Origin of the sequence: Saccharothrix texasensis (assembly GCF_003752005.1) — a bacterium.
In the GTDB taxonomy this organism is placed as follows: Bacteria; Actinomycetota; Actinomycetes; order Mycobacteriales; family Pseudonocardiaceae; genus Actinosynnema; species Actinosynnema texasense.
On record NZ_RJKM01000001.1, the window covers coordinates 7397387 to 7420419 of the forward strand.

The window sequence follows — 23033 nt, forward strand, 5'->3', positions numbered from 1 at the left end:
AGAGCGTAATCACCGGTCAGCGCAGTCCGATACCGCTGGGCGGTGACGTCGAGGCCCGCAGCACCACCTCGCCGGCCACCCGGACCGTGCGCGGGGACGCGACCACGTCGTCCAGCACCAGCCGCGCCGCGCGTTCGCCCATCTCCTCCAGCGGCAGCCGCACGGTGCTCAGCGCGGGCACCAGGTCGCGCAGGGTGGGGATGTCGTCGAACCCCGCCACCGAGACGTCCTCCGGCACCCGCAGGCCGTGCTCGCGCAAACCCGCCATCGCGCCCAGCGCCATCACGTCGTTCGCGGCGAACACGCAGGTCGCGCCGGTGCGCGCGGCGACCAGGTCGGCCACGGCCGCGTGCCCGCCGTCGCGGGTGAAGTCGCTGGCGATGACGTTCGCGTCGGGCAGCTCCAGCCCTTCGTCGGCCAGCCCGGCCTTGAACCCGGCCAGCCGGTCGCGCGCCACCACCAGGTCGGGCGGGCCGGCCAGCACGGCGAACCGGCGGTGGCCGAGCGCGGCCAGCCGGCGGGCCAGCGCGCGGGCGCCGGAGCGGTTCGCGGGCACCACGGTGTCCGTGCCGAGCTTGGCCTGGGAGACGCACGCCACCCGGCCGCCCTGCGCGGTGAACGCGGTGATCTCCTCGGCGAGCAGCCGTGACGCCGACCGGTCGGTGGTGCGGCTGCCCGCGATCACCAGGGCGCGGGCGCGGTGCGCGCGCAGCGTGTTCACCAGCTCCACCTCGCGGCGCGGGTCGCGGCCCGTGGTGCCGAGCACCACGACCAGCCCCGCGTCCTCGGCGATCCTCGTCACACCGGCGGCGATGCTGGAGAAGTAGGGGTCGGCGATGTCGTGCACCACCAGGCCCACGAGCACGCTGGAGTTGCGGGCGAGCGCCTGCGCCGAGGCGTTGGGCAGGTAGCCGAGCCCGCGCGCGGTGCCGAGCACCCGTTCGCGCAGCTCCTCGCTGACCTGCCGGGTGCTGCCGTTGAGCACGCGTGACGCGGTGGCGAGGGACACGCCCGCGTGCTTCGCCACTTCCGCCAGCGTGACCTGCCGCGACGTCAACGCCGCCTCCTTCGCGTTCCTGGTCGGGCGAGACTAGCCGTTGCGGCGCACCGGCCGAAGGCGAAGTCACCGAGTGGGGCGGCTCGCGGGTGGCCGGCCGGAATCGTCGTCGAAGGCGGCGGTGAGCCCGGCGGCGATCAGGTCGGGCAGGTCGGGGCGCCCGTCCTCCCGCGCCCACCGCACCAGCGCGACGTGCAGGACGGCCAGGCAGGCGCCGGCCGCGGCCTGCGCGCGGAACTCCGCCTCCGGGTCCGGCGCGTCGCCGAGCACCGCGTCGACGAGCGCCTTCCGCGTGGCGTACTGGCTGTCCAGGTGACGGGCGCGCAGCGCGGGCGTGTCGACCACCAGCCGGAGGCGGGCGAGGAGCAGGTCGTGCTCCGGCGACCGCGCGCCCCCGGCGGGGCCGAGGAGGGACCGGGTCGCGTCGACCAGGGCCCGCCCGATCCGGCGCACCGGGGGCTCGTCGGCCGGCCGGGCCGCGACCCGCTCCGCGAGCAAGTCGTCGCACCGGTCGTGCAGCACCAGGTCTTCCTTGGTCGGGAAGTGCCGGTAGACGGTCATCGGCGAGACGCCGGAGGCCCGTGCGACGTCGTTGACGGTCGTCGCGTCGTAGCCGCGCTCGACGAACAGCCGCATCGCCCACGACTGGACCAGGCGTCGGGTCTCCTCCCGCCGGCGTTCGCGCAAGCTCGGTCCATCGTCATTCATGCGATAGAGACTAACTCTATGATATTCACTATCATCAAGATAGTCGCTACCAGGTGGTCTGGGTGGTCCGATCGAAGCGGACGCCCCGGACCGGACGCCGGCGGCCCACCCGGAGGTTGACGTCCGCGAGGGGCCGACCGTAGCGTGTTGGAAAGCGCTTTCCACGAATGTGAGCGGGGTGTACGCATGGCGGTGCGCACGATCGGCGTCGCGTTGAACGGGGTCACCGGGCGGATGGGGTACCGGCAGCACCTCGTCCGGTCGATCCTGGCCCTCCGCGAGCGCGGCGGGATCCGGGTCGGTGACGACGTGCTGGTCCCCGAACCGCTGCTGGTCGGCCGCAACCCCGCCAAGCTCAAGGAGATCGCCGAGCGGCACGACCTGCCGCGCTGGACCACCGACCTCGACGCGGCGCTCGGCGACCCGGACGTGTCGGTCTACTTCGACGCGCAGGTGACGTCGGCGCACGTGTCGGCGCTGACCGCGGCGATCGACGCGGGCAAGCACGTCTACAGCGAGAAGCCGGTCGCGGCCACGCCCGAGGAGGTGCTGGGGCTGGCCCGGCACGCCGACGCGGCGGGCGTGAAGCACGGCGTGGTGGCCGACAAGCTCTACCTGCCGGGCATCCGCAAGCTCAAGCGCCTGCTGGACGGCGGCTTCTTCGGCCGGGTGCTGTCCGTGCGCGGCGAGTTCGGCTACTGGGTGTTCGAGGGCGACTGGCAGGCCGCGCAGCGCCCGTCGTGGAACTACCGCGCCGAGGACGGCGGCGGGATCGTGGTGGACATGTTCTGCCACTGGAGCTACCTGCTGGAAGGGCTGCTCGGCCCGGTGGAGGCGGTGACCGCGCGGGCCGTCACGCACGTGCCGACGAGGTGGGACGAGAACGGCGCGCCGTACGAGGCGACGGCCGACGACGCGGCGTACGCGATCTTCGAGCTGGCCGGTGGCGTGGTGGCGCAGGTGAACTCGTCGTGGGCGACCCGGGTGAACCGCGACGAGCTGGTCGAGTTCCAAGTGGACGGCACGCTGGGCAGCGCGGTCGCCGGGCTGCGCAACTGCAAGGTGCAGTCGCGGGCGATCACGCCCAAGCCGGTGTGGGACCCGGACGTGCCGTCGTCGATCGACTTCCGGTCGCTGTGGCAGGAAGTCCCGGACAACGAGGTGTTCGACAACGGGTTCATGGTGCAGTGGGAGGAGTTCCTGAAGCACGTCGCCCTGGGGACGCCGTACGCGCACGACTTCCACTCCGGGGTGCGCACGGTGCGGCTGGCCGCGCTGGGCCTGGAGTCCTCCCGCACCGGCCGTCGGATCGAGGTGCCGGCGTGACGTCGGTGAAGCTGCCCGGCCGGGACGGCGCGTTCCGCGAGCACCGGCTCGGCGCGCCGAAGGCGTGGGACACCGGTCCGTTCGACTCGCGGGTGGCGTTCGCGGCGGCGCACGTGGTGGCGGACCCGTTCGGCGGCAACGTCCCCGGCGCGCCCGCGCGGCTCGACTGGGACGCCACGCTGGCGTACCGGACGCGGCTGTGGGAGCACGGGTTCGGCGTCGCCGAGGCCATGGACACCGCGCAGCGCGGCATGGGCCTGGACTGGGACACCGCGCTGGAGCTGATCCGGCGCAGCGCGTCGATCGCGACCGGCAGGCTGGCGGCGGGCGTGGGCACCGACCACGACACCGCGGACCCGTTGACGGCCTACCGGGAGCAGTTGGCGGCCGTCGTGGAGGCGGGCGCGCAACCGATCCTGATGTGCAGCCGGAAGCTGGCCGCCACCGCGCGCGGGCCCGAGGACTACCAGGAGGTGTACGGGGCACTGCTGGAGGAGGTCGACCGGCCGGTGATCCTGCACTGGCTCGGCACGGCCTTCGACCCGGCGCTGCGCGGCTACTGGGGCTCCGCGGACGTGCCCGCGGCGACCGGGCACTTCCTCGACCTCATCAAGGCCTACCCGGACAAGGTCGACGGCGTGAAGGTGTCGCTGCTGGACGCCTCGCACGAGGTGGGGCTGCGGCGGTCGCTGCCGGCGGGCGTGCGGTGCTACACCGGCGACGACTTCAACTACCCGGAGCTGATCGCGGGCGACGAGCTCGGGCACAGCGACGCGTTGCTGGGCATCTTCGACGCCATCGCGCCGGCCGCGTCGACCGCGCTGCGCGCCTTGGCCGCGGGCGACCGCGCCCGGTACCACGAGGTGCTGGAGCCGACCGTGGCGTTGTCGCGGCACGTCTTCGGCGCGCCGACGTACCACTACAAGACCGGTGTGGTGTTCCTGGCCTGGCTCGGCGGGTTCCAGGACGCGTTCGGCATGGTCGGCGGTCTCCAGTCGGCCCGGGACGTGGTGCACCTCGGGGAGGCGTTGCGGTTGGCGGACCTCGCCGGGCTGCTGCCGGACCCGGACCTCGCCGCCCGGCGGTGGGGACGACTGCTGGACGTGCTGACGTGAAGCTCTCGTTGAACCAGGCCACGGTGAAGCGGGCGTCCGTGCCCGAGGTGGTCGACGTGTGCGTGCGCAACGGCATCCCGGGGATCGGGCTGTGGCGCGACCCGGTGGCCGAGCACGGGCTGGCGCGGACGGCGGCGCTGGTCGCGTCGGCCGGGCTGGAGGTCTCGTCGCTGTGCCGCGGCGGCTTCTTCACCGGCTCCGACCAGCGGTTGGACGACAACCGGCGGGCGATCGACGAGACCGCCGCGCTGGGCGCGCGGTGCCTGGTGCTGGTGCCCGGCGGCGTGCCCGACCGCGACCTCGTCGCGGCGCGGGGCCGGGTCGCGTCGGCGCTGGAGGTCCTGGCGCCGCACGCGGAGTCGGCCGGCGTGCGGTTGGCGGTGGAGGCGATGCACCCCGTGTTCTGCGCCGACCGGGGCGTGGTGTCGACGTTGGGGCAGGCGCTGGAGCTGGCCGCGCCGTACCCGCCCTCGGTGGTCGGGGTGGTCGTGGACGCCCTGCACGTGTGGTGGGACCCGGCGCTGGCGCACGACGTCCGGCGGGCCGGCCCGCGCATCCACTCCTACCAGGTGTGCGACTGGGTGACGCCGCTGCCCGCGGACGTGCTGCTGGGCCGCGGGCTGCCCGGTGACGGGCACATCGACCTGGTCGGGCTGACCTCGCTCGTCGCCGAAGCCGGGTACGACGGGTTCGTGGAGGTCGAGGTGTTCAACGAGGAGGTGTGGGCGCGGCCGTTCGACGCGGTCGCGGCGGACCTCGTGCGGCGGCACGCGACGGGCTGGGAGCCGGTCGTGGACGGCGGCCACGACCGACTCCCCGTCACCCCTTAACGGGGCAGCTCGCGACCCGCGGCGAGCAGTCTGAGGGTGCTGATCGACGGCGTCAGCGCGTAGAGCGCGCCGGTGGTCCGCACGAAGCCGCCGCCGATCACGGCGTCGACCCCGGTGGGCGCGCCGCGCTCGCCCGGCGCGAAGTCCGGGTTGAGCGCCCACGTCCGCTGGACGTACTCGAACTGCTCGGCCAACGACGTGCAGTGGGCCACGAACACCAGGCCGCGCTCGTGGTCGTCGGCCGACCCGGTCGCGGCGGGGCCGAACGGGATGCCCCGGCGCAGCACCCGGTGCTCCCGGGGCGTCCGGTGCGTGAACGACCTCGGGTTCGTCTTGCGGATGTGGGCCGGGCAGGGCGTCGCCGTGCCCGCCGGGTCGTCGGCGTAGTCGAAGTCGTTGTGCCGCAACGGGTCCTCGGGGTGACCGACGTCGGGGTGGCCGGGCCGCGCGGCCAGGGGACGGCCGTCCGGGCGCCTGCCGATCAGCTCCGGTCCCCGGCCGTGCCGCTCCACGGCGTCGCGCCAGCCGTCCACGTCCTGGGTGAGGCGGCGGACCACCTGGATCGAGCCGTCCGTCAGCCACGCGGCGGCGTGCGGGCGGGGCGACTCGGCCGGGTGACCGAACACGAACTCGCCCGCGTTCACCAGCAGCGTCCCCGGCCGGCCGGCGCGGTGGCCCGGCCGGTCGCGGTCCTCGTGGTGGAAACCGCGCACGCCGGGCTGCGAGATGCCGTCCTTGTAACCGAAGTGCTCGCGCCCGCGCCGGTCACCCGGGAGCGTGGCGGCGTGCTGCTCGTGGACCGTCGTGACGCCGAGCAGGGTGTCGAGCACGTCCAGGTCGCGCGCGGTCCCCGCCAGGCGGTCCGGGTCGTCGGACGCGACCGTGACCACGGCGTCCACCCGCTGGTCCGCGCGGCCGAACAGCCAGTGGGCGGGCGCCGAGTCGCCGGTGTCGCCGTTGGCCCGCGCCGCTCGTTCGGCGGTGTGCGGGAAGTGCTCCCGCAGGTCCTCCCGGGTCGCGTGGGGGTTGACGCTCAGGTCGATCAGGCACTCGGGCGTGAGGGACACGTTCGCCCAGGTGGCCCTCAGTCCGGCGGGGTCGCCGCCGGACGTCGTGCGCCCGAAGGAGAACAGCTCGTTGAAGTCCTCCACGTCGGAGGTCGCGTCGAGGTGCCCGAGCATGGCGGCGAGCCACGTGCGCCCGAGCCGGTCGTCGGTGAAGCGGACGAACCGGAACAGCTGGTGGTCCTTGTTGAACGCGGCCAGGACGTTGCCCTGGATGTCGTGGGACCGGCGCAGCGGAGGAGGCACTTCCCGCCGTAGCGCGCGGTGGTGCAGCAGGTCGGTCATCGTTCACCCCCTGCTTACAGGAGGTGCGCGTCGCGCTCCGGATACAACCGGGAACGGATTGTCAACGTGCCGCCGGCCGACGACCGGTCACGGGCGTCGCGGCGCCGCCGCGCGCGTGCCGATCACGGACCGGACCGGCGTCGGCGCCCGGTACAGCTCGCCGCCCGCCGTCCTGGTGTTGGGGCGGCCCTTGCCGGTGTCGATCAGCTCGCGCAGGCTGGTCCCGACGTAGAAGCCCCACGACTTCGAGCAGAGGTCGAAGCACTCGTACTCGGGCACCAGTCCGACGTGGGTGAAGTGGAGCTGGGCGCCGTCGGCCGTGGGGGAGATGGCGAAGACCAGCTCCGTGCCGGTCCACTCGGTGCGGTCCCGGGTGAAGCTGAAGTAGTTGTCCAGCACCCGCCACACGACCTTCTCGCCGGGCACGACCTCGGTCAGCTCGACGGTGCAGCGGTGGTTGTCGAAGTAGTGGTAGGTGAACCGGTCGCCGGCCCGGGTGGTGCCGCCGTCGATGTGCTCGGACCACCACCCCCTGGTGTTCACCACGGCGGCGAACACCTCGTCCGGTGTCCGGTGCGTCGAGATGGTGGTGCTGAAGTCCTGGCCGTCCATGATCTCTCCCGGGTGCGCGTGGTGGTGGGCGGTGGTCACGACGGGCGTCAAGGGGTCCTTCCCGGCCGACGGGCGTGGGCTGGTCGGCGTGGACCGCACGGGAACCCGGGCGTGTCGCCATGGTCGCACCGGACCACGTCGAGGTGCAACCCGTAAGTTGCGCGAGAAGGTCCGAAGTGTTGGAAGTGATCTACGTCACTTTAAGTTTACCGGCGCTATACCCACCGTGAGCAGCAATAATGGGGGGTAACGCCGGGGCTGATTGCGAAGAGAATTCGGATACAGGGGGACGTTTGCCCCCGTCGGACTTCGTGGTCAGCGAAAGGGTGAGCGCAGTGCGCGCAACCGTAGTGCACCATCAAGGCGGTCCCGAGCAGTTAACCTTCGGCGAGTGGGCGACCCCGGCGCCCGGTCCCGGCGAGGTGCTCATCGACGTGGCCGCGGCCGGCGTCAACTTCCACGACATCGACCAGCGGATCGGGTTGTTCCCCCGCGACCTCCCGTACGTCCCCGGCCTGGAGTGCTCCGGGACCGTGGCGGCCGTCGGAGCCGGTGTCACCGGTGTCGCCGTCGGCGACCTCGTCGCCAGCCTCGTCTTCGGCCCGACCGGCTCCTACGCCGAGCAGGTCGTGGTCTCCGTCGACAGCGTCGTGCCGGTGATCGACGGCGTCAGCGCCGAGCAGGCCGCCGCCGTGCTCCTGCAGGGCTTGAGCGCCCACTACCTCACCGGGTCGTGCTACCCGGTGAGCCCCGGCGAGACCGTGCTCGTCCACGCGGCGGCCGGCGGCCTGGGCCGGCTGCTCACCCAGGTGGCCCGGCTCCGGGGCGCGCGGGTCATCGGCACCGTGTCCACCGCCGAGAAGGAAGAGGTCGCCCGGGCGGCGGGCGCCCACGAGGTGATCCGGTACACGGAGGTCGACTTCGCCGCCGCGGCCAGGGAGCTGACCGGCGGCAAGGGCGTGGACGTCATCTACGACGGCGTCGGCCACGACACCATCGACGGCGACCTCGCCGCCCTGCGCTCGCGCGGCACCATCGTGCTGTACGGGCAGACCAGCGGTCCCATCACGTCCATCGACATGAGGGCGGGCAAGCCGGGCTCCCCTCGCCTGGTCATGCCGATGATCCCGGACTACATCGCCACCCGCGAGGAGCTGATGGGCCGGGCGGACGACCTGTTCGCCTGGGTGCGCGACGGCGCCATCACCGTCCACATCGGACAGAAGTACCCGCTGGCCGAGGCCAGCGTCGCGCACGCCGACCTGGAGAAGCGCGCCTCGACGGGCAAGCTGCTGCTGATCCCCTGAGCGAGGAGCCGCCGACCGCCGTGTCGCCGCCGGTGCGGCGGGACGGCGGGCGGTCGCACGGCGTGCCCGCCCGCCGCCGGATCACCCGGCTGAGTGGCGCGCGCGGTTCTGACAGGTGTTTCCCGCGCTGTTGTGGGGATTTTCGCTCTACGGTCACGGCCAAGCGGTCGTCGCCGCGAGAGGATCCGCCCCATGACCACGTCAGCCGGTATCCCGGTGGTGTCCTCCGCCCGCGTCCAGGTCGGCGCGGCGACCTCCCGAGGGCCGAGCCGCCCGCTCAACGCCGATGCCCACGCCCACCACGCGTACCGCGACACGTTCGCGGCGGCGGTGGTGGACGGCACCGGCTCGACCCCCGAGGTCGTGGACTTCGCCCACGTCACCGCGTCCGTCGCCGCCCGCGTGGCCGCCCGGGGCACGCCCGTGCTCGGCGTCGTCGCCGCCTCGGCCCCCTACGCCGACCACGACGACGACGACAGCCCCGAGCCCAACGGCGCGATCGTCGTGGCGTCGGTGCGGTCGGGCGGCTACTGGCGCATCGCCCACGCCGGCGACAGCTCCGCCTACGGCCTCAAGGACGACGGCACCCTGCGCCGCTTCACGACCCCGCACACCCTCGGCGAGGAGATGCGCGGCCAAGGCGCGACCGACGCCGAAGCCGCCGCGCACGACCACAAGCTGCGGCACAACCTGGGCCGGGTCCCGCTCTACGGCGTCGAGGGCTTCGAGGCGGTCGCCCGGTTGCTGGTCCTCGCCTCCGACGGTCTCAAGCTGCCGCACGAGGAGTTCCGCGGGCTGCTCCTCGACCACGGCGACGACCCGCAGCGGTGCGCCGAGGAACTGGTCGCCGCGGCCCGCGCGCACGGCAGCCGTGACGACGTCACGGCCCTGGTCATCCCCCACCCCGACCGCCCTGCGACCGCTCATGGCACGGACGAGAGGAACAACCATGTCGAACGCCGACCAGAAGAACCCGCCGGACCCGCAGAACCCGCCGCCGGACGAGAGCCCGACGCAGACCCTGCCCAAGGTGCCGTCGAAGTAGTCGCTTGACGAGCCGGGTGGCGCGCACGCGCCACCCGGCCCCTACCGGAGCCACACCAGGTGGGCCCGCCGCGTCCCGGCCGACCGCGAACTGATCTCGAACAGGACGCGCGCGCTCTCCGGGCTCTGGGAGCTGAGGTGGAAGCCGCCTTCCACGGCGCTGACCTCGGCCCGGTCCTCGAAGGCGACGCCGTAGCCCGCCACCCGGACGCTCTCCCGGTCACCCTGCTCCTCCACGATCGCGAACAGCCTCGGTGCTTCTTCCCGCGCGACTTCCTGCACCAGCACGGCGAACTCCTGCTCGGTCATGTCGCTCCTCCCGCCCCACCGGTCCAGGTGGTGGTGATTACGCTGCGTCGTCGATACGGTGACTGCCCGCAAGGCTGCCGACCTCCGACGTGGAACGCAAAAAACGCAGAGAGGGGCCTTGCGTTCGCCGTGCAGCACCGAGGAGGACGGACATCGTGGCCGCGAAGAGGAGCACGCCGACCATCAGGTTGCGCAGGTTGGCCGGGCAGCTCAGGAGGCTCCGCGACGGCACCGGCCTGCGCCGCGAGGACGTGGAGGAGCGGACCGGCCTGCACTCCACCACCCTCTACCGCATCGAGACCGCCCGTGCCCGCCCGCAGTACCGGACCTTGGACATGCTGCTCAAGCTGTACGAGATCCCGACCGACGAGCAGCTCCGCCTGAAGGCGCTGTACAAGCAGTCGGCGGGGGAGGGCTGGATCCAGCCCTGGCACGAGGACCTGCCCGAGGGGTACACCGCGTACATCAGCTTCGAGCGCGAGGCCCGCGGTCTGCGCCACTACTCGGGAACCTCGGTCCCCGGTCTGCTCCAGACCGAGGACTACGCCCGCGCCGTGACCCGCGGGGTCCTGCGCGGGGCGACGCACGACCAGGCCGAGGACGTCGTCACCGCTCGGATGGGTCGGCAGGACGTGCTGTCGAAGGAGGAACCGCTGGAGTTCTGGGCGGTGCTCGACGAAGCCGCGCTGCTCCGCGAGGTCGGCGGACCCGATGTCATGCGGGCACAGCTCGCGCGCTTGCTCGAAGCCGCCCAGGCTCCGAACGTGACGATCCAGGTCATCCCGTTCACCGCCGGCGCTCATCCCGGTATGCCGGGGCAGTTCATCGTCCTGGACTTCGAGGACCCGCTCGACACCGATTTGATCTACGTCGACGGTCCGGCCGGTGAGATATTCTTGGAGTCGGAAGCCGACATCAAGCGCTTTCGGGCCGACTTCGACCAACTTGTGGCGGTGGCCAGGAGTCCTGACGACTCGATGGCCCTCATCGCCGGTCAGGAAAGGAAGTTCGCGCACACATGAGGCATGCGGATCTGTCGGGTGCGGCTTGGCGCAAGAGCAGCTTCAGCACCAGCGGCGAGTGCGTTGAGGTCGCTCCGGTTGCCGGTGGGGTCGCCACACGGGACTCCAAGAACCCGGTCGGCCCGACGCTGTCGTTCCCGGCAGGGGAGTGGCGGAAGTTCCTGGCCGGGCTCAAGAACTCCTGACCGCGCGACGGAGCCCGCCCCCGTGCTCGTGGGGCGGGCTCCGTCGCGCGTGCGTCAGCCGCCGTTGACCGGGCGGTACTGCGGGGTGCGGTAGGTGCGCGGGGTGTTCGCGGTGATGCGGAGGACCGAGTCGTACAGCGTGCGGCCCAGGGCGGCGCGGGCGCGCAGTGCCGGGTGGGTGGCCCCGTAGTTCTCCTCGTTCACCGCCTGGTTGCCGCTGTACTGGCCGGACGCGAACAGCGCGTAGGTGATGATCGGCTTGCCGTTCACGTCGAACACGATGCCCGCCTCGTTGCGGCCGTCGGCCTCCCAACCCGCCTTCGTCGCCACGTTCAGCCGCTCCGCCGAGGTCAGGTTGAGCCGGATCCCGTCGGTGAACGACGTCAACGACCGCAGCACCGTGAACAGGTGCTGGGTCGACGCCGCCGACAGCAGCTCGCCCGCCGCGAGCCTGCGCAGCATCGTGAACGTCTCGCGCGCCGTGGTGGTGCCGAGGTAGAACCGGTTCGGGTTGGCCACCGGGACGACCTGCGTGTGCACGAAGCCCTTGGCGCGCAGGATCTCGTTCAGCTCCAGCGCGGGCACGACCAGGCCGCACAGGCGCACCGCGGTGTTGTCCGACACCGTGAGCAGGTTGGCCAGGGCGTGGCCCACGGTCACCGAGCTCGGATAGCCGCCGTCGAGGTGGAAGATGCCGTCGGTGTCCCGGATGACGATGTCCGAGGTGACCTCGACCCGCTGGTCCAGCGTGATCAGCCCCCGGTCGACCTTGTCCAGCACGGCCAGCGCGACAGCGACCTTGTTCACGCTGTAGGCCTCGACCACGCGGTCCGCCTCGGCCTCGACGGCCGGCTTCACCACGCCGTCCGGGTCGGCGACGCCGATGTAGGACGACCACGTGCCCCGCGCCCGCGCCGTCTCCCACGCGTACTTCAGCGAGATCTTGCGGCGCGCCTGCTCGGCCGTCGTCGGGATCACCGCGTCCCACTCCGCCTCGGTCGTCTGGGCCTGCGCGGTCCCGGCGGTCGAACCGAGGACGGCGCTCGCCGCCGCCGCCGAGCCCAGCCCCAGCGCGAACCTGCGGTTGATGTTCATGTGCCCCCAATCAGTGGATGTTCCCGTAAGACGCCGCAGGCCGCTGTTTTGTTGCTCCGATCCGGTGAATCGGAGCTGACCAGCGGTAACCTGCACCCCATGGGAGCAGGAGTATTCCTGGTGACGGGGGCCAGCCGGGGCATCGGCGCGGCGACCGCCCGCCTGGCGGCCGAGGCCGGGTACCGACTGGTCCTCACGGCCCGTGACGCGGACGCGGTGGCGGAGCTCGCCGCGCAGCTCGGCGGACCCGACCGGGTGTGGGCGGCCTCGTGCGACGTGCGGGTGTACGAGCAGCTCGCGGCCCTGATGGGGCGCGTCGAGGAGGAGTGGGGCAGCCTCGACGTGGTGTTCGCCAACGCGGGCGCGAGCGTCACGACCTCGTTCACCACGACCGGCGGCGCGCCGCCCGCCGAGTGGAGCGACATGGTGCTGACGAACGTGTGCGGCCCCGCGTTCACCGCGCGGGCGGCGATGCCCGCGTTGATGCGCCACGCCGGCCACCTGGTGCTGACCGGGTCGGCGGCCGGGCGCGGGGTGCGGCCGGGGAACCTCTACTCGGCCACCAAGTGGGCGGTGACGGGGCTCGCGCAGGCGATCCGGGCCGAGTGCGTCGGCACGGGCGTCCGCGTCACGCTGGTGCAACCCGGCCTGACCGACACCGGCGGCATCCCCGCGTCGCGGGCGGCCGACCCCAAGCTCGACCCGCGGGACGTGGCCCGTGCCGTGCTGTACGCGGTGAGCCAGCCGCCGACCGTGGACGTCAACGAGATCCTGATCCGCCCGGCGGGCCAGGACGCCCACCGGTGATGCCGGAGCCGACCTCGCGCAACGCCGCGAGGACCTCCGGCGAGGCGTCGAGCGTGTAGGGAGCGCCCAGCAGCAGCAGGTCCGCGGCCACGTGCGCGATGTCGTCCGCGCCCAACCGCACCCGGCACGTCCGGTCGTCGACCGGTTCCACCCGGCCCGGCAACGCCACCACCAGCCGTGACCGGACCACCGACGCCGGCGCGTCGACCACGGCCGTGCACGTGTGCCGGTACGGCGCGGTGGTCAGCGAACGGGCCACGTACGCGGCCGGGCCCTCGGGCGGCTCCCGCGGCGTGAAGCGGCGGCCCGTGGCGCGGGGCGCGACCATCCGGTCCACCCGGAACGTCCGCCAGTCCTCCCGCTCCGGGTCGAAGGCCAGCAGGTACCAGCGCCGGTAGGCCGTCACCAGGCTGCGCGGCTCCACCCGCCGCTCCCGGCCCCGGTGCGTGAACGCGACCACCTCGTGGTCCCGGCACGCCGACGCCAGCACGCCCAGCGCCGCCGGGTCGGACACCGGGCCGTCCACCGCCATGACCGCGATCGCGTCCCGCACCGCCGCGACCCGCTGCCGCAGCCGCGACGGCAGCACCTGCTCCAGCTTCGCCAACGCCCTGGTGGACGACTCCTCGATGCCGTGCACGCCCGCCGCCGTGCGCAGACCCACGGCCACCGCCACCGCCTCGTCGTCGTCCAGCAGCAACGGCGGCAGGTTGCGGCCCGACGCGAGCCGGTACCCGCCCGCCGTGCCCGTCGTGCCGTCGACCGGGTAGCCCAGCTCCCGCAGCCGCTCGACGTCGCGGCGCACCGTCCGGTCCGTGACACCCAGCCGTTCGGCCAGCTCCGGCCCCGTCCAGTCACGCCTGCCCTGCATCAGCGACAGCAGGCGCAACATCCTCCCCGGCATCGTCATCACGGACATCCTATGTCCTAAAGGCCTCCTAGCGTGGTGGCCATGACGACCTACGTGCTCATTCCCGGCGCCTGCCACGGCGGCTGGTACTACGACCCGATCTCCGAACGGCTGCGCGCCGAGGGCCACGAGGTGCACGCGGTCACGTTGAGCACCGGACGGGTGAACCTGGACGACCACGTGGCCGAGGTGCTGGACCTGTTCGAGCGGCACGACCTGCGGGACGCCGTGCTCGTCGGGCACAGCTACGGCGGCATGGTGACCACCGTCGTCGCCGACCGCGCGCCGGACCGGGTCGCGACGCTCGTGTACGTGGACGCGTTCGTGCCGCGTGACGGCGAGTCGGCGTACGACATCGTGCACGGCGACTGGCGCAAGTGGTACGTCGAAGGGGCGGCGGGGGACGGGTTCGCCACGGCCCCGCTGCCGATCTTCGACGAGCGCGCGACGCACCACCCGTTGGCCACCCTGCTGCAACGGGCGTCGATCACCGGCGCCGTCGACCAGGTCACCGACCGCCGGTACCTGTTCATGGCCGAGTTCCCGGACAGCCCGCTGGCCACCACCCACGAACGGCTCCGCGACGACCCGACCTGGCACGTCGAGGCGTGGCCCGCCGGGCACAACGTGCTGCGCGACGCGCCGGAGCGGTTCCTGTCCGCGTTGAAGTCCGCAAGCCGGGATAACAGTGTGATCGATCGCACGCCCTAGCGTGGACGGATGAAGGTCCACGACATGCTCGTTGAAGAGCGGCGGCGGATGGCGGACCTCCTCGACGGGCTGGACGCGGGCCAACTGGCCACGCCCAGCCTGTCCGCGGGGTGGACCGTGCACGACGTCGGCGCGCACCTGACCACCTACCTCAGGTTCGGCCAGCTCAAGATCTACTGGGGCATCGTGTCCATGGCCGCCGACTTCGACCGGCTCAACCGGGAGCTGACCGCCAAGGCCGCCCGGCTGCCGACGTCGGAGCTCACCGCCCGGCTGCGCCGGTGGTCGACGTCGAGGACCACCATCCCGCGTTCGGGTTACGACCCCGTGCTGACCGACATCGTGCTGCACGACTACGACATCCGCGTGCCGCTGGGCATCGGGCGGGACGTGCCGGAGGACCGGCTGTGGGTGGCGTTCCAGCACCTGGCCGCCAAACCGTCGCCGGGTTACGCGCTGGGTTCCCGGTTGGCGGGACTGCGGCTGGAGGCCGTGGACACCGGCTGGGTGTCGGGCGCGGGCGCGGTGGTGCGGGGTGACGCCGAGTCGTTGGTGCTGGCGATGAGCGGCCGTGCGGTGGGGCTGGACGCGTTGACGGGCGACGGGCTGCCGCTGCTGCGCGAACGCGTCACCGCCCCGCCGCCGCGCGGCACGGTGGAGCGGCTGAAGGCCGTGGTCAAGGTCGTCGTCGACCCACCACCCCCGAACCGCCGCTCCCGCAACGCCTCCACCAACCCCTAACCCCGAGAGTCCAACGCTCACAGCACGAGAGTCCAACCCTCACAGCGCGAGAGTCCAACACTCACGACGCGAGAGTCCAACGTCCAGGACCTCTGAGTTCAACACTCGGCAGACCGGTGGGTATGCCCGAGCGTTGAACTCAGGGTGTCTGAGCGTTGGACTCTCGCGTTCCGAGCGTTGGACTCTCGCGCCGTGAACGTTGGACTCTCGGAGTGGGCGGTGGCGGGGTTCGTGGGAACCCCGCCACCGGTCATGCGGAGGTCCGTGCGCCGGACCGTCCGTGCTGCGAGGTCACCCCGTGGTGCAGGGGTTCCCGTTCACCCGGAAGTCGGTCGGCGGAGTCGTCGAGCCCGACCCGGAGGAGTTGAAGCCGATGCCCGCCGACGCGCCGGGCGCCAGCGTGCGGTTCCACGACAGGTTCGTCGCGGACGCCGCCTGGCCCGACTGGGCCCACGTCGCCGACCAGCCCTGCGTGATCTTCTGGTTGCCCGGCATGGTGAACTCGAGCTTCCAGCCGTTCCACGCCTGGGCGCTGGTGTTCGTCACGGTGACGTTCACCGACATGCCGGTCGACCACGAGGACGCCTGCCAGGTCACCTTGCAGTAGCCCGCCACCACGTCCGGCTTGGTCCGCACGCTCGCCTGCGGCGACATGGCCGAACGCAGGTTCGCGCCGTTCTTCGCCACCACGGTGAAGCTGTACGCCGTGTCGGGCCGCAGCCCGGTCAGCGTCGCCGACGGCGAGGTGACCGTGGCGACCACGCGCAGCGCGTCGCCCTCGACGGAGATGACGTCGTACTCCTTGACGCCGCTCTCCGCGTCGGTGGACGCCGTCCACGTCAGCTTCGCGCCCGTCGTGGTGATGTCCGACGCCACCGGGGTGCCCGGCGTCGACGGCGCGGTGGTGTCGACCGGCGGGGCGGTCGTGACCTTCTCGGCCGCCCAGTTGGCGATCCACGCGAGCGCGGAGTTCCAGTTGACCGTGACCTCGTTGACCGAGTACGCCTCGATGTGGTCCACGAAGCACTTCTGGGCCTTGCAGCCGGTGAGCAGGCGCGCGGCGATCGGGTCCTGCAGCGCGCTGTTCGGGCCACCGGAGAGCGCGCCCGCGGGCGCGTTCGGCAGCGTCGGGTCGAGCTGGTTCGCCCAGTGCCGGTGGTGCACGTTCTTGACCGCCTGGTCGCCGTAGCCCGAGACGTACGAGTACGACATCGGGTTGCGGCCGAGCAGGTAGTTCAGGCCCTGGAACACGCCCGCGCGGTACTTGGCCGCGCCGGTGAAGTCGTGCGCCAGCGCGAGCACCGAGATGTTGTTCGCGACCAGGCCGTTGGAGCCCCAGTCGTAGCCCTCGACCGGCTGGTACGGCGCGGGGTACGCCTGGCCCGCCATCCGGGTCAGCAGCGAGTCCGCGACCGCGGTGAACGCCGACTTGATCGCCGTGACGTCCGCGGCCGGCAGGCCGTTGGGCACGAGCGCCAGCGTGATGTCGCCCAGCGGGCCGGTGGAGCCCCAGTCGAAGCCGCGCGTGGTCAGGCTCTTGCCCTTGTAGTGCGTCGACGACGTGAGGTCGGTCCGGTAGGTGGACTCGCCGGTGGTGGCGAACATCTCCGCCGCCGCCCAGTAGAACTCGTCGGTCAGGGTGGCGTCGCTGTAGGAGCCGCCGCCGGTGCCGTCGTTCGGGTCGGCGATCTTGTTCGGGTTCGCCTTCGCCGCCGCGTACGCCTTGGTGGCCGCCGCGAGCGCCTTCGCCGAGAACGTCGGGTCGATCGTCTTCCAGATGCGGGCCGCCTGGGCCGCCACCGCGGCCGTGTTCAGCGTCGCGGCCGTGCTGGTCGCGGACAGCCGGCGGGCCTGCGGGTCCTGGTGGGGCAGCAGGGGCAGCCCGGTCCAGTTCTGGTCGTGGATCTTGTGGTGCACCATGCCGTCGGGCGCCTGCATCTTCAGCAGGAACTCGACCTCCCAGCGGGCCTCGTCCAGGATGTCCGGGACGCCGTTGGCCTTCTCCGGGATGTTCAGCTTGCCGTCGCCCAGCGCGGCGGCGTCGCCGATCAGCTTCGCGCGCTCGTAGGTGTTGAGCACCTGCCACGCCGAGATGCCGCCGTTGACGACGTACTTGCCGTGGTCGCCCGCGTCGTACCAGCCGCCGCGCACGTCGAGCGTGTAGCCGCAGGTGATGGTCGCGAGGCAGGGGACGTTGTTGTCACCCTGGTTCGGCGCGACGTTGAGGTGACCGGCGGGGCGCGCGTACTGCTCGCCCACGTACTGCGCCTCGATCGGGATGCCGCTGCGGTTGTGGTAGAAGTACGCCAGCGAGTCGTAGCGCAGCTTCTTGACCTGGTCCGTCGCGATGTCGAACGGGAAGCTCGTCTCGGTGCCGACGGTCAGCGTGTAGCCGGTGCCCGCGGTGTCGTACGACGAGAAGTCGATCAGGTGCGTGGAGTCGCCCGACTCGGGGTCCACGGAGCCCTTGGGCACGGTCTGACCGGTCGCCACGGTCGTGCCGGCCGAGTTCTTCAGCGCCCACGTCTGCGCGGTCAGCGCGTCCGAGGTCAGCGTGGCCTGCTTGGGCAGGCCGGGCACGTAGGCGACCTGGTTGACGTTGATCTTCTTCGGCGGGTTGGCCGGGTCGCCGCCCGGCGGCTTCACGCCGCCGACGAGGGAGACGTTGTCCACGCAGACCGTCGTGTCGGCCGCCTGCGCGCCGAGGTGGAAGGTGACCTGCCCGGGCCCCGCGTCCGGGAAGTCCAGCTCCGAGGTGAACGTGAAGGTGAAGTGCTGCTTCGTCGTGGTCAGCGCGACGTCGTGCTTCGCGATCTGCCGGTACGGGCTGACGCCCTCACCGGCCACCGCCGCCGCCGGCCTGGCGACCGAGGCGTAGGCGTCGAAGGACATCGTGTAGGACTGGCCCGCCTCGAACGGCACGCCGTTCTGGCCGATCAGGGAGTCCCACGGGTTGACCGTGCCGCCGGTGACCGTGGCGCACAGCTCGCCGTTCGTGACGCGGTTCGACACGCCCGCGCTGGCCCACCACGGGTCGGCGGAGCCGGCGTTGAACGAGCCGTTGACGAGCCTCTCGTAGTCGGCCGCGTAGGCCGTTCCGGACGCTAGCGCGCCGCTGACCGCCACTAGTGCGAGGGCTGCGGTGGCCTGGCGGCGCCACCGGGGAGAAGGAAGCGATCTCATGGACTTGGGTCTCCTCCGTCTGCTCTGACGGTTGACGACGCTTCTGGGAGCGCTCCCTGGGAGCGCTCCCAGGGACTCTAGAGTGACCCCTCGCACATTCACAAGACTGACTTTGACCTCCAGTTAACTGGAGGTCACACGCTGTGAGCATGATGGTGGAGCCGCACTGATGGACGTCGGGATCACCCTGCCGGGGTTCGGGACCGACCCGGTGGCGCACGCACGGCACGCCGAGGGGCTCGGGCTGGAGTCGGTCTGGCACGGCGACCACCTGGTCCCCGTGACCCCGTTCCTGGACGCGACGCTGGTCCTCGCGGCCGTCGCCGCCGCGACCGATCGGATCAAGCTGGGGTTCGGCGTGATGGTCCTGCCGCTGCGGCCGGTCGCCTGGGCGGCCAAGCAGGTCGCGACCCTCCAGCACCTGTCCGGGGAACGGGTGCTGCTCGGCGTCGGCAGCGGCGGCGAGGCGCACGGCGAGGCCGCGTGGCGCGCGGTCGACGTGCCGTTCGCGGAACGGGGCCGGCGGACGGACGCGGCCCTGGCCGTGCTGCCGGACCTGGTGCGGGGCCGGGCGGCGCGGGTGCACGGCGCGGACGTCGCGCTGTCGCCGGGCGCGGTGATGCCGCCGGTGCTCGTCGGCGGTGGGGGCAGGGCCGCGTTGCGGCGGGCGGCGCGGTTCGGCGACCACTGGTACCCGGCGTTCGTGCCGTCGCGGGCGGTGTCGACGGGGGTGGCGCGGCTGCGGGAGCTGGCGCAGGAGCACGGTCGACCGGTGTGCGGGGTGACGGTCGGGGTGGGCGTGGCGCTGGGCGACGTGCCCCCGGCGGCGGTGGAGCACCGGATCCGGTCGATGACCGACTACGGGCTGACCGAGGAGCAGGCGCGGGAGGTGCTGGTGACCGGGTCGGTCGAGCGGGCCCGCGACCACTTCGGGCGGCTGGCGCAGGCGGGTGCGGACCGGGTGGTCGCGATGCCCTTCACCGAGGACCGCTTCCGGCAGGCCGAGCTGGTCGCGCGCGCTACGGTGGGCACGTGACCGGGTGGATCACGAAGGCCAACGGCGTCGACCTGTGCGTGGAGACCTTCGGCACGCCGGCGGACCCGGCGGTGCTGCTCGTCGCCGGCGCGACCGGGTCGATGCTGTCGTGGGCCGACGGGTTCTGCGCGCGGCTGGCCGACGGCGGGCGCTACGTCATCCGGTACGACCACCGCGACACCGGGCGGTCGGTGACCTACCCGCCGGGAGAGCCGGGCTACGGGTTCGCGGACCTCGCGGCGGACGCGGTCGGCGTGCTGGACGCCCTGGCGGTCACGCGGGCGCACGTCGTCGGCATCTCCATGGGCGGCGGCCTCGCGCAGCTCCTCGCGCTCGACAACGCCGACCGGGTGGCGACGCTGACGCTGATCGCCACCAGCCCGGCCGGTCCCGGCGCGCCGGACCTGCCACCCATGTCGCCCGCGCTGCTGGAGCACTTCGCCGCCGGCGCGCCGCCCGCGCCCGACTGGACCGACCGCGACGCCGTGGTCGAGCACCTGGTGGCGGCGGACCGGCCCTACGCCGGAGGGCGGCCGGTGGACGCGGCCGCGGCGCGCGCGGCGGCGGGACGGGTGTTCGACCGGGCGCGGGACATCGCGGCGAGCCGCAACCACTTCGGGATCGGCCACATCGAGTCGTGGCGGTCCCGGTTGGGCACGATCGCGGCGCCCACGCTGGTCGTGCACGGCGACGTGGACCCGTTGACCCCGCCGGGGCACGGCGAGGCGATGGCGCGGGAGGTGCCCGGCGCGACGTTGCTGCTGCTGGAGGACTGCGGGCACGAGCTGCCGCCGGGCGTGTGGGACGTGGTCGTCCCGGCGATCGTGGCGCACACCGACTCGGCCGAGCCCGGGCGCGACGAGGTGCTGGCCCGGATCCGGCGGCTCGGCTCGGTGGACGCGGGCACGGCGTTCGAACGGCTCTACGCCGCCGCGGCCCGCGGCGAGGTGGACGTGCCGTGGCACCGGGACGAACCGCACCAGCTGATCCTGGACCGCTTCAAGGACGTGGACGGCACGGGCCGGCGCGCGCTCGTCGTCGGCGCCGGGTACGGGCAGGACGCCGGGTTCCTCGCCGGCCTGGGGTTCGACACCCTCGGGTTCGACATCTCGCCGACCGCGGTGGGCGTGGCGGCGCAGCGGTTCCCGGCCGCGCGGTTCGTGGTGGCCGACCTGCTCGACCCGCCCGCCGAGTGGTCGGGCGCGTTCGACGTGGTGGTGGAGGTGCTGATCGCCCAGGCGCTGCCCGCCGACGTGCGGCCGGCGGCCATCGCGGCCATGCGCCGGTTCGTCGCGCCCGGCGGCACGTTCGTCCTCCTGGCGCACGCCCGCGACGACGACGAGCCGGTGGCCGGCCCGCCGTGGCCGCTGGTGCGCGCGGAGGTCGAGTCGTACGCCGACGAGGACCTCCGCGCCGTGCTGGTCGACCGCACCGGCAACCGGTGGTGGGCGGAGTTCCGGCGCGTCAGCTGATGCCGATGATCGAGGTGTAGCCGTTGGGCACGATCCTCTCGGCCATCCGCTGGTAGGCCTCCGGGTCGTCGGGCGCCCACGTGGCCAGCCCGTCGACGTAGCGGTTGGCCGCGCAGAACATCGCCGCGATCAGCACGGTGTCGTGCACCTCGACGTCCGTGGCGCCGTTCTCCTTCGCCTTCGCGACCAGCTCGGCCGTCACCGCGCGCCCGCTGTCGGTCACCGCCGTGGCGATGTCGAGCAACGCCACCATCTTGGGCGTGTGCTCGTAGTCCTCGGGCAGCTGCGCGGCGGCGAAGGCCCCGTGGGAGCCCGCGCAGAACTTGCACTTGTTCAACTCGGACACGTGCGTGGCGATCAGCTCGCGCTCGCCGCGGGTCAGGTCGCTCGGGCCGCGCAACAGCACCTCGGTGAGCTCGCTGAGCGGGCGGCCCGTCTCGGGGCGGTAGTTCATCAACCCGGCCATCCCGGGCAGGGCGTTGTCCAACTCGATGTGCGGCATGTGATCAGTGTCCCCAGCGCGTGACACCCGGTCGAGCGGGCGATCGGACGAAAACACAACACAGTTATGTGAAGGGCTCACCCGGATCGCCGCCCTCGTTCACCCGTACGGCCGTTGTGGTCCGCGTCCGGACGCGCGTCAGGCGCAGGACCCCGGGTCGACCCGGTAGGCCGGTGCGTCCCGGCCGGCGAGCACCGGCGTGGTGGCGGTCGCCGTGGCGACGCCGTCGCGGACGCTGTGGGCGACGCGTTCACCCGCGTACACCAACGGGTCGCTGGACCACACCACCTCGCCGCGGACGACGACCAGCCGGCGCTCGTCGCCGACGCCCTCGCACCCGTACCCGCTGATCGCGCTCACCCCGCCGCCCTCCGCCAGCACGAGCGGCCGGCCGTCCGCCTCGGTGACGGCGCGCAGACCCGCCTCGCCCAAGCCCCACACCGTGAAGAGCTCGGTGTTGGCCCCGACGGACTCGGTCACCACCGCCTCGTCGCGGCCGTCGTCGTCCACGTCCGCGAAGCGCAGTGGCCGCACGCCGATGAAGCTGTGCAGCGGCATCCGGGCGGTGAACCGGACGCCGCGGACGACGGCGACGAGCTCCTGCTGCTCCGGGGCGTCCGCGACGGCCCCCACCACGACCCGGTCCACGCGGCCGTCGCCGTTGAGGTCCGGCCCTCTCACCACGTCCCCCGCGCCGGCCGCCGCACCCGTTCCCCACAGCGCCGGAACGGCCGCGACGAGCGCGAGCGCGGGCGCAAATGCCTTCACCACGATGATTTCCCCCTGTTGGCGGGCACCACGAAGACACCTCGTGGCACCTGTTTCCCCCGACGCGATCGCGTCACCACCCAGGGGACGGCCGGTGGCTCCCGACGTTCCGCACTGTGACTCAGCTCACAGAGCGGGCGTAGACGGCGGGGGTAATGCCGTAGCAGCGGCGGAACCACCGGGTCAGGTGGGCTTGGTCGGCGAAGCCCGCGAGCGCCGCCGCATCGGCCGCCGAACGGCCGTCCGCGAGCAGCCGCCTGGCCGCGCGCAGGCGGCGTTGGCGCTGGTAGTCGCTGGGGGAGAGGCCGTACTCGGCGCGGAACGCCCGGTAGAGCGCGAACCTGCTCAGGCCGGTCGTCCTGGTGAGCTCCTCGGTGGTGACGTCGTCGGCGTGGTGGGCCTCGATCAGGTCGCGCGCGGCGGAGGGGTCGCCCCGCGGCCCGGTCGTCGTGGGCAGCGGCACGACGTGGGACGCCATCGCCAGCACGGCGCGCATCAGGTGCTCGTCACGGGCCAGGTGGCCGTCCTGCAGGACGGTGTGCAGGCGGCGCAACGCGTCGGCCAGCGCCGGCGAGTGCACCACCGGGTCGCGGAACAGCGGCAGCCGCGGCAGCAGCTCGGCGACCAGCGACGGTCCGATGTGGACGATCCGGTAGGTGAAGCCGTCCTCGGTGGCGGTGCGGCCGTCGTGCGCCTCGTCGGGGTTGAACGCGAGCACCTCGCCCGCCGCGCTGGTGTGCGCGCCGCCCCGGCACCGGAACGCCTGCACCCCTTGCTCGGTCACCCCGAACGAGTAGGCGTCGTGGCTGTGCCGGTGGTACCGGTGCGACGTGAAGTGCGCGTGCATCGCCTCGACCGGCTCATCCGCCGCGCGCCAGTACCGCGTCCACTGCACGCCGCCCATTGAAACACCGGCGGTCGCGTCGCACCCGCGATGGTCGGCA

Annotated in this window: 23 protein-coding genes; 12 read left to right on the forward strand and 11 right to left on the reverse strand. The window is 72.8% G+C overall.

The features are described 5' to 3' along the window. Nucleotides 1–16 precede the first annotated feature (16 nt). Nucleotides 17–1057, reverse strand: coding sequence for a LacI family DNA-binding transcriptional regulator (locus EDD40_RS33235; protein WP_123746425.1), 1041 nt, complete (start codon nucleotides 1055–1057; stop codon nucleotides 17–19). Nucleotides 1058–1123: 66 nt separating this feature from the next. Continuing rightward, entirely contained in the window at nucleotides 1124–1765 is a 642-nt protein-coding gene (locus tag EDD40_RS33240) for a TetR/AcrR family transcriptional regulator (RefSeq protein WP_123746426.1), read from the reverse strand. 186 nt (nucleotides 1766–1951) lie between these two features. Here EDD40_RS33240 and EDD40_RS33245 point away from each other — a divergent pair, with 186 nt between their 5' ends. The 3 genes from EDD40_RS33245 to EDD40_RS33255 are packed head-to-tail and all read left to right on the forward strand — an operon-like array spanning nucleotide 1952 to nucleotide 5036. Next, nucleotides 1952–3091 (forward strand): Gfo/Idh/MocA family protein, encoded by a 1140-nt coding sequence (locus EDD40_RS33245; protein ID WP_123746427.1) that lies wholly within the window; start codon nucleotides 1952–1954, stop codon nucleotides 3089–3091. Further along, nucleotides 3088–4206, forward strand: a complete 1119-nt coding sequence (locus EDD40_RS33250) for a dihydrodipicolinate synthase family protein (RefSeq protein WP_123746428.1) — start codon at nucleotides 3088–3090, stop codon at nucleotides 4204–4206. Before EDD40_RS33245 ends, EDD40_RS33250 begins: the two co-directional genes overlap by 4 nt. Beyond that, entirely contained in the window at nucleotides 4203–5036 is an 834-nt protein-coding gene (locus EDD40_RS33255) for a sugar phosphate isomerase/epimerase family protein (RefSeq protein WP_236594396.1), read from the forward strand. The genes EDD40_RS33250 and EDD40_RS33255 overlap by 4 nt, the downstream gene beginning before the upstream one ends. Here EDD40_RS33255 and EDD40_RS33260 read toward each other — a convergent pair. Further along, on the reverse strand, nucleotides 5033–6385 hold the full coding sequence (locus tag EDD40_RS33260; protein WP_123746429.1) for a Dyp-type peroxidase: 1353 nt from the start codon (nucleotides 6383–6385) through the stop codon (nucleotides 5033–5035). The two genes, EDD40_RS33255 and EDD40_RS33260, sit on opposite strands and share 4 nt — an antisense overlap. Nucleotides 6386–6472: 87 nt before the next feature. Next, on the reverse strand, nucleotides 6473–7048 hold the full coding sequence (locus tag EDD40_RS33265; protein ID WP_211348281.1) for an SRPBCC family protein: 576 nt from the start codon (nucleotides 7046–7048) through the stop codon (nucleotides 6473–6475). A 284-nt stretch (nucleotides 7049–7332) separates the two neighbouring features. On the opposite strand from EDD40_RS33265, the gene EDD40_RS33270 reads away from it, so the two are divergent. Next, nucleotides 7333–8304 (forward strand): quinone oxidoreductase family protein, encoded by a 972-nt coding sequence (locus EDD40_RS33270; protein WP_123746430.1) that lies wholly within the window; start codon nucleotides 7333–7335, stop codon nucleotides 8302–8304. 192 nt (nucleotides 8305–8496) lie between these two features. After that, nucleotides 8497–9357, forward strand: a complete 861-nt coding sequence (locus EDD40_RS33275; protein WP_148088975.1) for a PP2C family protein-serine/threonine phosphatase — start codon at nucleotides 8497–8499, stop codon at nucleotides 9355–9357. A 33-nt stretch (nucleotides 9358–9390) separates the two neighbouring features. Here EDD40_RS33275 and EDD40_RS33280 read toward each other — a convergent pair whose 3' ends face one another. Further along, a complete protein-coding gene (locus EDD40_RS33280; protein WP_123746432.1) occupies nucleotides 9391–9657 on the reverse strand; it encodes a hypothetical protein in 267 nt (88 codons plus the stop codon). A gap of 155 nt (nucleotides 9658–9812) precedes the next feature. Here EDD40_RS33280 and EDD40_RS33285 point away from each other — a divergent pair, with 155 nt between their 5' ends. Together EDD40_RS33285 and EDD40_RS33290 are read left to right on the forward strand one after the other, a co-directional pair. After that, nucleotides 9813–10679, forward strand: coding sequence for a helix-turn-helix domain-containing protein (locus tag EDD40_RS33285; RefSeq protein WP_123746433.1), 867 nt, complete (start codon nucleotides 9813–9815; stop codon nucleotides 10677–10679). Further along, complete coding sequence (locus EDD40_RS33290) at nucleotides 10676–10864, forward strand: DUF397 domain-containing protein (protein WP_123746434.1); 189 nt, start codon at nucleotides 10676–10678, stop codon at nucleotides 10862–10864. The genes EDD40_RS33285 and EDD40_RS33290 overlap by 4 nt, the downstream gene beginning before the upstream one ends. A gap of 54 nt (nucleotides 10865–10918) precedes the next feature. Here EDD40_RS33290 and EDD40_RS33295 read toward each other — a convergent pair whose 3' ends face one another. Further along, nucleotides 10919–11959: a serine hydrolase gene (locus EDD40_RS33295; protein WP_123746435.1), complete on the reverse strand. Its 1041-nt coding sequence runs from the start codon at nucleotides 11957–11959 to the stop codon at nucleotides 10919–10921. Between the two features lie 99 nt (nucleotides 11960–12058). On the opposite strand from EDD40_RS33295, the gene EDD40_RS33300 reads away from it, so the two are divergent. Further along, on the forward strand, nucleotides 12059–12766 hold the full coding sequence (locus EDD40_RS33300) for an SDR family oxidoreductase (RefSeq protein ID WP_123746436.1): 708 nt from the start codon (nucleotides 12059–12061) through the stop codon (nucleotides 12764–12766). On the opposite strand, the gene EDD40_RS33305 is transcribed toward EDD40_RS33300, so the two are convergent. Then, nucleotides 12720–13676, reverse strand: a complete 957-nt coding sequence (locus EDD40_RS33305) for a helix-turn-helix transcriptional regulator (RefSeq protein ID WP_170185278.1) — start codon at nucleotides 13674–13676, stop codon at nucleotides 12720–12722. The genes EDD40_RS33300 and EDD40_RS33305 overlap by 47 nt on opposite strands. 42 nt (nucleotides 13677–13718) lie before the next feature. On the opposite strand from EDD40_RS33305, the gene EDD40_RS33315 reads away from it, so the two are divergent. Together EDD40_RS33315 and EDD40_RS33320 are read left to right on the forward strand one after the other, a co-directional pair. Beyond that, nucleotides 13719–14387 (forward strand): alpha/beta fold hydrolase, encoded by a 669-nt coding sequence (locus EDD40_RS33315; protein WP_123746438.1) that lies wholly within the window; start codon nucleotides 13719–13721, stop codon nucleotides 14385–14387. 9 nt (nucleotides 14388–14396) lie between these two features. Then, nucleotides 14397–15128: a maleylpyruvate isomerase family mycothiol-dependent enzyme gene (locus EDD40_RS33320; RefSeq protein WP_123746439.1), complete on the forward strand. Its 732-nt coding sequence runs from the start codon at nucleotides 14397–14399 to the stop codon at nucleotides 15126–15128. A 291-nt stretch (nucleotides 15129–15419) separates the two neighbouring features. Here EDD40_RS33320 and EDD40_RS33325 read toward each other — a convergent pair whose 3' ends face one another. Then, nucleotides 15420–18311 carry a glycoside hydrolase family 9 protein gene (locus EDD40_RS33325; protein WP_123746440.1) on the reverse strand — a complete coding sequence of 964 codons (2892 nt, stop codon included), beginning with the start codon at nucleotides 18309–18311 and terminating at the stop codon, nucleotides 15420–15422. Between the two features lie 169 nt (nucleotides 18312–18480). On the opposite strand from EDD40_RS33325, the gene EDD40_RS33330 reads away from it, so the two are divergent. Further along, nucleotides 18481–19347: an LLM class flavin-dependent oxidoreductase gene (locus EDD40_RS33330; RefSeq protein ID WP_123746441.1), complete on the forward strand. Its 867-nt coding sequence runs from the start codon at nucleotides 18481–18483 to the stop codon at nucleotides 19345–19347. Further along, the gene (locus EDD40_RS43850) at nucleotides 19344–20819 is read left to right on the forward strand and encodes an alpha/beta fold hydrolase (protein ID WP_246037998.1); all 1476 of its coding nucleotides are present in this window, start codon (nucleotides 19344–19346) and stop codon (nucleotides 20817–20819) included. The genes EDD40_RS33330 and EDD40_RS43850 overlap by 4 nt, the downstream gene beginning before the upstream one ends. On the opposite strand, the gene EDD40_RS33340 is transcribed toward EDD40_RS43850, so the two are convergent. The 3 genes from EDD40_RS33340 to EDD40_RS33350 form a co-directional block, all read right to left on the reverse strand. Beyond that, nucleotides 20812–21321 (reverse strand): carboxymuconolactone decarboxylase family protein, encoded by a 510-nt coding sequence (locus EDD40_RS33340; protein WP_123746442.1) that lies wholly within the window; start codon nucleotides 21319–21321, stop codon nucleotides 20812–20814. The genes EDD40_RS43850 and EDD40_RS33340 overlap by 8 nt on opposite strands. Nucleotides 21322–21459: 138 nt before the next feature. Beyond that, nucleotides 21460–22092: a hypothetical protein gene (locus tag EDD40_RS33345; RefSeq protein WP_148088977.1), complete on the reverse strand. Its 633-nt coding sequence runs from the start codon at nucleotides 22090–22092 to the stop codon at nucleotides 21460–21462. Nucleotides 22093–22210: 118 nt separating this feature from the next. Then, nucleotides 22211–22993 (reverse strand): AraC family transcriptional regulator, encoded by a 783-nt coding sequence (locus EDD40_RS33350; protein WP_123746444.1) that lies wholly within the window; start codon nucleotides 22991–22993, stop codon nucleotides 22211–22213. Between the last annotated feature and the right edge of the window lie 40 nt (nucleotides 22994–23033).